Genomic DNA, 8205 nt, shown 5'->3' with positions numbered 1-8205 from the left:
TCTCACTGGCCGCGCCCTACCTCACTGGCATGTCAAGCTTTTTATTGTATTTCGCTCTACTTTTAAAGAAAAATTCTTAACTTGGGTGGATTGCCCATGGACTCCCCCTGAAAGAGGGCTTGCTTTCGGAAATTAGATTGAACTCCGTTCCAATGCCAGCAACATAATGGCTGAAATATCCACTTCCAGGATCATCTTTATAGGCCAAAAAAAGACGGGCCACGTTGCTATGGCCCAATTTTCCTTTGTCGCGCTCAAAATTATTGTCGGTGCCATCAAAAAATATTCCGATGTTGACGACGGATTTACAATCGACGCAAGTACCGTGGGGTAATTTGTCTGCGCGTTGCAGCGTTGGCGGCGCCAAATAATGGGTGGGAGCGCTCAAGTTTATTCTTCCTTCGCATAGTCAGGGGCGGGACCACTCGAATATTTTGGCCCCGGGTAGTCCGCTTCTCCCAAGCCCTTGTTGGACAACCAAGCCTCTACTTTGTTGCCCGGCAAAAAATGAATGTTCAAGCCAAAACTATCCCCCGGTGGCACCGTGAAATGCACCGGAACGCTGGCCTCATGCCATTCGGACTTGCATTCTGAATTGGGATCAACCGCTCGATCATTGACAAACTCAATGTGACTGATATCGCAGGTTTTCCACTTCACCGTCACCAGCGTCGGTTGCGGAATTTTAGGCAAACTTACACAACAGGTTGTCTTTCCCCCACCTCCCCAACCGGTGCTGTTTCCACCCCACGAGCCATTAACATAAAAATCGGGAATACCAACCATTCCACCAATGTGGCCCACTGAGACAATGGAAACGCCCATCATTTCGGCTGGCGCCCGACTGCCGCCACCGGGGCCGGCGCAAGCCGCCAGTACCAGCAAACCAACTCCGCAGCAGAACCATCGCAAATTTCGCAGCGTGGATTTCATCATTACATTCATTGCGTTCTCCCTTTAAATTGCATTTTTATCGTTGCCCCTTTGGAATTGCATGTGCCAAACTACTCCACGGCATAGTCAGGGGCGGGACCACGCGAATATTTTGGCCCCGGGTAGTCCGCTTTTCCCACGCCCTTGTTGGACAACCATGCCTCTACTTTGTTGCCCGGCAAAAAATGAATGTTCAAGCCAAAACTATCCCCCGGTGGCACCGCGAAATGCACCGGAACGCTGGCCTCGTGCCATTCGGACTTGCATTTTGAATTCGGATCAACCGCTCGATCATTGACAAACTCAATGTGACTGATATCGCAAGTTTTCCACTTCACCGTTACAAGCGTCGGTTGCGGAATTTTAGGCAAATTTACACAGCAAGTCGTTCCGCCGCCCCCGCCCCAACCGGTGCTGTTTCCACCCCACGAGCCATTAACATAAAAATCGGGAATACCAACCATTCCACCAATGTGGCCCACTGAGACAATGGAAACGCCCATCATTTCGGCGGGTGCCCGACTGCCGCCACCGGGGCCGGCGCAAGCCGCCAGTACCAGCAAACCAACTCCGCAGCAGAACCATCGAAAATTTCGCAGCGTGGATTTCATCATTACATTCATTGCGTTCTCCCTTTAAATTGCATTTTGATCGTTGCCCCTTTGGAATTGCACGTGCCAAACTACTCCACGGCATGGTCCGGGGCGGGCCCACGCGAATATTTTGGCCCCGGGTAGTCCGCTTTTCCCACGCCCTTGTTGGACAACCATGCCTCTACTTTGTTGCCCGGCAAAAAATGAATGTTCAAGCCAAAACTATCCCCCGGTGGCACCGCGAAATGCACCGGAACGCTGGCCTCGTGCCATTCGGACTTGCACTCTGAATTGGGATCAACCGCTCGATCATTGACAAACTCAATGTGGCTGATATCGCAACTTTCCCACTTCACCGTCACCAGCGTCGGTTGCGGAATTTTAGGCAAACTTACACAACAGGCTGTCTTTCCACCTCCGCCCCAACCGGTGCTGTTTCCACCCCACGCGCCATTAACATAAAAATTGGGAATACCAACCATTCCACCAATGTGGCCCACGGAGACAATGGAAACGCCCATCATTTCGGCGGGCGCCCGACTGCCGTCACCGGGGCCGGCGCAAGCCGCCAGCACCCACACACCGGCGATGCAACAAAGCCGCCGCAGATGTAGCAACACGGATTTCACAGTCATTGGACGCCCTCACAGAGCGGCGGCGAGGCCAGAAACAGCGCGTTCAGCTCGCTCGCCTTCAGCGCTGTTCCTTCCGGCTGGAACGCCCTGCGCGCAATATAGAACAAGGTCTGCCGGTTTCCCGCGCCGTCCTGCTGCCACGCGGCGACGCAGCGTTTGGCGGCGTTCCAGTAGTGGTGGATGTTCTCGCCCATGTTGTCGAGCGTGTAGCCCAGCTGGTTTAACAAGATGTCCGCTTCCTCCGCGTCCATGCAGGCCGCGACTTGGTTGTCGCGCAATATCCAGGGCGCGGCGGCCGGCTCGACGTCGCTGCCGCCCAACGGCAGCGCATGCCGGCTACCGTCGCGCAGATGGATTTCCCACGTCGCCATGGGCGCCGTCAGTGCGCGCCATTGCCCGGCCGTTAGCACGCTGGACAAGACCAGCAGCACCCGGCAATCGGTAAAACGCAAGAAATAGGTTTGCCTGTCGTCCAGCAGGATTTTGGTGAACTAGCTCAGGTGCGCCGCCATCTGCGCTGGCGTGAGCGTGGATTCGATGACCGACCAGTGCAAGCCGGACGGAACCGCCTGGCGCAACGCCAGCAGCGTCTCCTGTTGCTGCGCGGCGGCGGCCGCCTGCGGATCGAGCAGGATGGCGCCGAACGGCGCGCCGGGGTCGTCGCGGCCGGCCAGCGGGTACAGCCAGGCCGGATGGGGCAGCGCCGCCGGCAGGCGGCTATCGGCGCCGCCCACCATGGCGCCGTCGAGCAAATAATGGAGTGTCGGTGTCATTGCGTCTTTAAAACAAAGGGTTGCGCGTCGCCGCGGTTAGCCGATTTTGCTGAGCGTGCCGGCGGTATTGGCGGCGTTTTGCATGCACTTGGTACAAATTTTCCCCTCGGGCAGTTGTGGCACGCTGCCCGGCATCATTTTTGGCCCGGGCGCCGAAAAATTGGCGAAGGTGATGCGGTTCTGGGTGTAGTCGACGATGCTGTCCGGCTTCCACACCGTAAAACTGTCGCCGGCGCCGATTTCAACGGTCTTGGTCGAATAGATGCGGATCTTGTCGGTGGTGCTGATGATTTCGATATCGAGCTTGGCGATCATTTTGATCGCGTCGGTCAGCGCCTTGATTTCAATCACGCCCGCGGCGGCGATGAGTTTCATGCCCATCTGATGCGCGAACAGGCGGATCCCGCCTTTGACGCTGGCCAGCAGGCGCTCGCCGACGCTAAGGCTGACGTGCCCGCCGGTGGTCAGCGCGGTGTGTTCGCCGCTGGCTAGGTGGATGCTTTTCGGCGTCGTCCCCTCGATGCCGTCGGCGGCGGCCACCAGCAAATGCGGCGCCGCCAGCTCGCCTTGCTCGCCGCCGCCCTTCAGCGCCTCGTTTTGCTCTTTGATGGCCCGGGCCACCGCGCTCTGGTCGGCGTTTTTCTCCTGCGCCTCCAGCTGCTGCGCGAAATCGGCGAACCGCTCGTGCTGGTCGCGCGCCGTCGTCAGCCGCCGCAACGGCTCGCCGATGTCGGTGATGTGGCTTTGCGCGCCGGCGCGCGCTTCGGTGGAGATCAGCATCCCTTTGCCCGAGCGCAGAGCGCCATTGCCGTCGCTGCGCAGCTCCCAGCCCTCGCCGCGGGCGTCTTGGCGCCCGGCGTTGCTCTGGATGCGGGTGATGTGGCCCAGGCTCAACTGGCTGTGTTGGTGGTCGCTTTTTAGCTGCGCCTGTATTTTTCCATTGGTGTCGTCGAGGATTAAGTGGTTGCTGCGTCCGCTGGCGGCGTTGCCGCCGTTGGCCTTCAACTCGCGGCTGCGCAGGCCCGTCAACGCCTGCTGGGTCGATAGCGCCCATGGCGGCATATTGCGCTGGTTATGGATGGCGCCGGTGATGATCGGATGGTCGGGATTACCATCGAGCCATGCCACCAAAACTTCCGAGCCGACGCGCGGTATCGCCGCCGCGCCCAATTCGCTACCCGCCCATAAACCGGCGACGCGCACCCAGGCCGAACTTCGGTCGTCGTATTCGCCGACCCGGTCCCAGTGGAACTGGATGCGCACCCGGCCATACTCGTCGACGTGTATGCTGTCGGGTCCGGCGGGGCCGACCACGCTGGCCGTCTGCGGCGCCAAGATCCTGGTGTCGACGCTGTTGAAATTGCGGCCGGGCCGCCATGGTATCGCCTTGCGGATGCAGCGCAGGCGGTTGCTGTAACCGGCGGGGCCGTCCGCGCCCTGCAAATAATTATTGCTTGCCGCGTGCCGCACTTCGAGAACCAGGAAGGCGTTCTGCTCCCCGGCCCGTTCGCCGACGGCCAGGCTGTCGTCGAAATGGCCGACCAGGTGGAACCAGCGCCCCGGCATCATATAGCGGTTGTTGCCGGCGCCTTCGAAATGTTTGCCGGCCGCTTCCATCTCTTCCATCCGTAGCTTGGCCAAGCGGTCGCCGTCCTGGCGGTTCTTGAAGCCGTAGGCGCCGGCGTATTCATACGACTCGATATCCAGCACGGCGCCCTGCTTGCTCACGGTCGGCACCGCGCTGATATTTTGCGACTGCCGGGCCGGATTCTTGAAATCGAACCGCGCCACGGCCACGCTGCCGGGCATCCACTGGCGCACCGGGGACCATTCGCCGATACCGTCTTCCTCGTACGAACCGCCGTGGCGCTGGTAGGGAACGTCGGCGCCGCCGTCGATCAACGCCGCGCGGGTGGTGTCGTCAATGAGAACAAGCTGGTGGCCCGTCGCGGCATGCTCGTAGAAATAGCTCCAGCCGGCCGCCTCCCAGCGCCGCGACAGATAATTGAAATCGGATTCGCCAAACTGGCAGGCATCCGTCATCGGCGCATCATCGCCGATGACGCGCCAGTCCCAGACGGCATGGGTGCCGTAATCCTGGAAGATCATCGTGGTCTGTTCGCGCAAGCTCTTGTTGTGAAACAAGTAATTGTCTTTACGCAGACTCAAGTAGCGCGCCCAAGGCCCCAACCGGGCCTCGTAAAACGCCAGGGCGCCATCGACGCGGCGTAAGCGGAATTCGTACACGTAGCCGGAAAAGTGTCGCATGGTACCGTTCGAACGGACCATTTCCACGCACAGGAGCTTGCCTTGCAGGTCCTTGAGCTCCAGGCACGCGTTATCCGACAGTAACTCCACGGTGAAATCGAAATCGCGCGACAAGCTTTCGAACGCGTCCAGTTTGTCGACCAGTAGCTGGGAGGATGGCCCGTCGTTGCCGGGAAAGGAGAGGCGCAGTATGCGGTTATGCTGGCGTCCGGCGATCAGCTCGCGCAAACTTTGAAGTCCATCGCTCATGTAGGTTCCCACACCGCGCAGCGTTGACGCGGCGGATTGTTAATTTTGAAAGTTTCACATAGTAACATCTTGGTCTGCTAGCCATCCTTGACCTATCCCAAGTGCGCGCGGGGTTGTTTGGCGGCGCGGAGCAATATGGACAGTCGAAAATAACTTGCGTTCGCGGGGTGCAGCCGACCTGGGACGGCCATCGCGGTATGTGAATATAAATAGCAAAGACAGGGAAAATTTATCATTTTGCTGCGGCGCACACAAGACGTAATATGGTCTTGTCCGGCACCGATACATGCGATCGAAAGATTCGATCCGGCGGGCCGGCGCTACTTGAACGGGTGACCATCATGAGAGAATTATTCGCAAACAGCTGCTTTCATATCGCAGCCGGCCAAGCCGTCTCCGGCGTCGCCGGCCAAGCCCAGAGCCTGCGCATCGCCAGCGGCCGGGTCTGGCTCACCGTCGAGGGCGAGCTGGGCGACTACTGGCTCAGCGCCGGCGACAACTTCGCCGTGCCGGCCGGCCGCCTGGTGGTGATCGAGGCCGACAAAGTGGCCAGCCGGGTCGACTTCAGCGGCGCGCGCCGGCCGTCTATTGCGGCGGGGCTGGGCGCGCAGTTGAACCGGCTGGCGCAGCGCTTGTCGGTCAGCAAGACCGGCGCCATGGGCTACGCGCCATGCGGATCGCGCTGAAGCGCGGCGGCGCCCGCGCCGGGCCGCTGACACCGGCGCAACAAAAAGCAAGCCGCGATATTCGCGGCTTTCTTTTTGCCCGTTAACTTTACGCTGACGTCTGCGCCACCCCGGCCCCGCCCGTCTCGCCCTGCCCGACGCCATCAGCTCCTACGCCGACACCATGAACCTGTGGGGCGCGCTCGGCATTGCATCCCCTTTCCGCGGCAGGCAACGCCACGCGGCGGGCCGCTATTATCCGATTGAACTGCTCAGGGACGAGAGCGGCATCGAAAACACGGCCGACGCCCTGGTCGCCCTGTTCAAGTCGGTATGCTCCAATGCCCGCACCATCGATGCGCTCTACACGATGCTGCGCGAAATGCTCGGCAATTGCTACGCGCACTCTGCGGTCACCGACGGGGTCTATGGCGTGCTGCGCGCGCAGGTCTGGCCCGCAAGGCGAAAAGCGCAGATCGCGCTGGCCGACACCGGCATCGGCATCGGCGCCTCGCTGGCGCAGAACGCGGCTGGCGGTGGCCCGCAATTTGCTGGAGCAAAACGACGGCGTGTTGTATTTGCGCTCCGGGGTGGAAGCGTTCTGCCTTACCTCAAGCTATGCAGGAATATATGCCCCCAACTCGCCGTGGAATGGTACTTTATTGGTAATTGAATGGAATCTGGACGTTCAGATGGATACCGGTGCTGTCTATGATGGTTTTCCGCTGCCGGAGGGAATGAGTGATGATGATTTCGACTTTTAGCGTCAGTATCGAAGAGCTCGCCAGGGAACTGACCACCCGCCCTGCCGGCGCACAGGCGCGGGCGCAGTTGCTGGCCCTGTTACGCGAGCACGAGTCCGTTGACATCGACTTTCGCCACCGCAGTCTGACGCCGTCGTTCGCCGACGAGTGCGTGGGCCAACTCGCGGCCCGGCTCGGACTCGACGCGTTCAAGCAGCGCGTGAAGCTGAGCAACCTCAGCGAGTCCAGCCGGCCGCTCGTCAAACACGTGATCCTGACGCGCTGCGCCGCCGCAGCCCTTCCCCACTGAGCAGCAAGCGGCGACAACAAGCGCCCCGACGCCGGCTACAGGCCGCAGCCAGAAACCTGGCGGCCGCTGCGGGCGCTTGGCCAGAGAAAATCAATTACCGATTCGCCCCTCCCGCTTGCCGTCCTGTACCCAATGACGGAAACCCAGCGTTTTATCGTTAAGCAGCGAAGCCGGTCCGTTCGTGTATTTGAATACTTCGCGCAGATCCCCATATCGATTGAAATATTGAACCACGCCAAACTCGGCGGCGCCCTGCCGCCCCTCATTAAAACCGCTGACCTTGAAGTGGTTTAAGGCCAGGCGGTAGTTGCTTCCAAACGCCGCCTTCAGGTCGGTATTGCTATCCAAATAATATGAGGAATTGACTTCCAACGAGCCCTGGCGGCCCTCGGCGATGCCGCTCGTTTTCCAGTGGTTCAGCGCGGCGGCATAGTTGTTGCCAAAAGCGTTTTTCAGGTCTGGATATTTGTTCAGATAATACACCGCATCAAATTCGCGGGATGCTCTGCGCCCCTCGGCAATGCCGGTAGCGTTCCAATGCCGCAGCGCGGCGTCGTGGTCGCTTCCGAAGACATTACGCAAATCCGGATACAGGCTCAGATAGAAATCGGCATCGAAAGAGAAATCCGCATCGGCCAACTGAGCTTGGTAAAAGGTTTGTACTGTTTGAATGTCAACCGGGCTCAAAGCGCCGTTGCCGTTGTAATTCGTGTTGCAATAATTCATTACGGAATTCAAATCCCAGGCGCCGACGGTGACATCGCCATTACTACCCTGGCGCGGCTCCCTGCAGGTGGCCGTTGGCGTGTCTGCCCGGTTCTGTTCGTGCGCCAAGCCCAAAACATGTCCAAATTCATGCACCGCTATCGATTCAATACAATGCCGTTTAAATCCCACCGAGCTCGCGCATACGTTGCTAAAATTGCCGAACGTAAAATTTAAGGTGACTATTCAGCCTGAGCGTACAGCGTAGAAAGTTGTTGTAAACGAATCGTGGATAACGCATCATGCGTGCATGCCACCAAAACCGCCCCGC

The 8205-nt window shown here is 59.4% G+C and carries 11 protein-coding genes; 3 read left to right on the top strand and 8 right to left on the bottom strand.

Annotated elements, in window-relative coordinates; genetic code table 11:
- Positions 1-76: 76 nt before the first annotated feature.
- The 7 genes from ACFDR9_RS25935 to ACFDR9_RS25905 all read right to left on the bottom strand — a co-directional run bounded on the left by ACFDR9_RS25935 (position 77) and on the right by ACFDR9_RS25905 (position 5451).
- The gene (locus tag ACFDR9_RS25935; protein ID WP_409032837.1) at positions 77-388 is read right to left on the bottom strand and encodes a phospholipase effector Tle1 domain-containing protein; all 312 of its coding nucleotides are present in this window, start codon (positions 386-388) and stop codon (positions 77-79) included.
- Positions 389-390: 2 nt separating this feature from the next.
- Positions 391-945, bottom strand: a complete 555-nt coding sequence (locus ACFDR9_RS25930) for a DUF3304 domain-containing protein (protein ID WP_409032836.1) — start codon at positions 943-945, stop codon at positions 391-393.
- Between the two features lie 59 nt (positions 946-1004).
- Positions 1005-1547: a DUF3304 domain-containing protein gene (locus ACFDR9_RS25925; protein ID WP_409032835.1), complete on the bottom strand. Its 543-nt coding sequence runs from the start codon at positions 1545-1547 to the stop codon at positions 1005-1007.
- Positions 1548-1615: 68 nt separating this feature from the next.
- A complete protein-coding gene (locus ACFDR9_RS25920) occupies positions 1616-2161 on the bottom strand; it encodes a DUF3304 domain-containing protein (RefSeq protein ID WP_409032834.1) in 546 nt (181 codons plus the stop codon).
- Positions 2158-2613 (bottom strand): hypothetical protein, encoded by a 456-nt coding sequence (locus tag ACFDR9_RS25915; RefSeq protein WP_409032833.1) that lies wholly within the window; start codon positions 2611-2613, stop codon positions 2158-2160. Before ACFDR9_RS25915 ends, ACFDR9_RS25920 begins: the two co-directional genes overlap by 4 nt.
- 39 nt (positions 2614-2652) lie before the next feature.
- Positions 2653-2934, bottom strand: a complete 282-nt coding sequence (locus ACFDR9_RS25910; protein ID WP_409032832.1) for a hypothetical protein — start codon at positions 2932-2934, stop codon at positions 2653-2655.
- 36 nt (positions 2935-2970) lie between these two features.
- Complete coding sequence (locus ACFDR9_RS25905) at positions 2971-5451, bottom strand: type VI secretion system Vgr family protein (RefSeq protein ID WP_409032831.1); 2481 nt, start codon at positions 5449-5451, stop codon at positions 2971-2973.
- Positions 5452-5792: 341 nt separating this feature from the next.
- Between ACFDR9_RS25905 and ACFDR9_RS25900 the strand changes: the two genes are divergently transcribed.
- The 3 genes from ACFDR9_RS25900 to ACFDR9_RS25890 all read left to right on the top strand — a co-directional run bounded on the left by ACFDR9_RS25900 (position 5793) and on the right by ACFDR9_RS25890 (position 7169).
- Complete coding sequence (locus ACFDR9_RS25900) at positions 5793-6137, top strand: DUF2917 domain-containing protein (RefSeq protein ID WP_409032830.1); 345 nt, start codon at positions 5793-5795, stop codon at positions 6135-6137.
- 163 nt (positions 6138-6300) lie between these two features.
- On the top strand, positions 6301-6789 hold the full coding sequence (locus ACFDR9_RS25895) for a hypothetical protein (protein WP_409032829.1): 489 nt from the start codon (positions 6301-6303) through the stop codon (positions 6787-6789).
- Positions 6790-6860: 71 nt separating this feature from the next.
- Positions 6861-7169, top strand: coding sequence for an STAS-like domain-containing protein (locus tag ACFDR9_RS25890; RefSeq protein ID WP_409032828.1), 309 nt, complete (start codon positions 6861-6863; stop codon positions 7167-7169).
- 90 nt (positions 7170-7259) lie between these two features.
- Here the strand turns inward: ACFDR9_RS25890 and ACFDR9_RS25885 are convergent, their stop codons facing one another.
- Positions 7260-8066: a hypothetical protein gene (locus ACFDR9_RS25885; RefSeq protein ID WP_409032827.1), complete on the bottom strand. Its 807-nt coding sequence runs from the start codon at positions 8064-8066 to the stop codon at positions 7260-7262.
- Positions 8067-8205: the final 139 nt, after the last annotated feature.

The organism is Janthinobacterium sp. CG_23.3 (assembly GCF_046115965.1).
Classification (GTDB): domain Bacteria; phylum Pseudomonadota; class Gammaproteobacteria; order Burkholderiales; family Burkholderiaceae_D; genus Janthinobacterium.
This window is presented reverse-complemented; position numbering and strand designations above follow the sequence as displayed.